Source organism: Shewanella sp. 1180_01, from assembly GCF_052850535.1.
The window spans coordinates 1-1,107 of record NZ_VXCT01000151.1; the positions used below are offsets into that span (position 1 = coordinate 1).

1 protein-coding gene is annotated in these 1,107 nt (G+C 34.0%); it reads right to left on the minus strand.

Going from position 1 to position 1,107, the window contains the following annotated elements; translation table 11 throughout:
* Nucleotides 1-109: 109 nt before the first annotated feature.
* Complete coding sequence (locus tag FW758_RS24575) at nucleotides 110-763, minus strand: class I SAM-dependent methyltransferase (protein ID WP_012592955.1); 654 nt, start codon at nucleotides 761-763, stop codon at nucleotides 110-112.
* Between the last annotated feature and the right edge of the window lie 344 nt (nucleotides 764-1,107).

Here is a 1,107-nt window from a genome sequence, read left to right on the forward strand (position 1 = left end):
TGGACAATTCCGAGTTGCGTCTTTTACTAATATAGCAAAGCATGAATTATTAAAAGTATGGAAAAAGTCGCTTACGTGAGTGTCCAGTATCACTGGAGCAGATCATTTGTTATATTTTTTTACCTGAGAACAATGCAACACACCCTATAACTTCCACTTTTACATCAATAAAGTGTTCATTTAACGATGTCACCAATGAGTCTAAATCATCGTTGTTATTACTAAATATGCCTTTCTTATTGTAAACACCCATCAATTTTTTAGCGAAAAAGTTCAGTTTCGTACCCTTACCTAAAATTGTACTACCAAACAAAACCCCACCTTCGTTCATATGGCTTTTTAAATGCTTAAACATAATGCCTTTACCAATTAAATTTCCAGGCAAACAATGAAGCAAATAATTAACACTAATTGAGTCAAATTTTTCGATACTTAATTCAAGAGGCTCAAGTACATCCCCACAGTAAACTTCAGGTTGAAAATGACTAATTGCTTTTGAGGTTGTATCAAGACTATTTTCATTCAAATCTAGCAAAGCGATACGTTTTGTTGTTTGTGGTAGGTAATTCTTAAGGTAATAACCTGAGCCAACGCCAACATCTAAGTGATTAGATGAAACTAACATTGAAAATTGCTCACTAATAAGTCTAGTTGGGCATTTCCAAAAATAGTTATTTGATACTCCTAAAACCCAGAAATCGTATATTGATAGTACTTTCTTCGAGTAAACCGCTTGTCCAGCAATTGAGGCTTCTTGATTCATTTTAATTTCATATAGTTATAAATTATTAAAGTGCAATTTATACTAAAAAGTGAAGATTGCAAATCATACCAGAGATAAAAAATATAACCTTTTAATAACGTGCCAGCACACATTGCTTCCGATTCAAGGCACGTTATCAATCAAAAACTTCCCTTTAGTTCTCTACTATTCAATAGCCTAGAAATAGTTGAACAACATATTCGTGCGTAACTGTGATTGAAGTTCAGTCTGTTGTGGATTAGAAAATTTAGCTACATTGTTGGATCTCTAGGCATGAGGAAAAGTAAGGCAAGTTGCAGGGTTTGAAACTGAGTTCAATCCCTCTCTGGCTCACAATGGGGCAA

Coding starts and splice junctions, on each gene's coding strand:
- FW758_RS24575 (WP_012592955.1), bottom strand. CDS start 763: ATGAATCAAGAAGCCTCAATTGCTGGACAAGCGGTTTACTCGAAGAAA.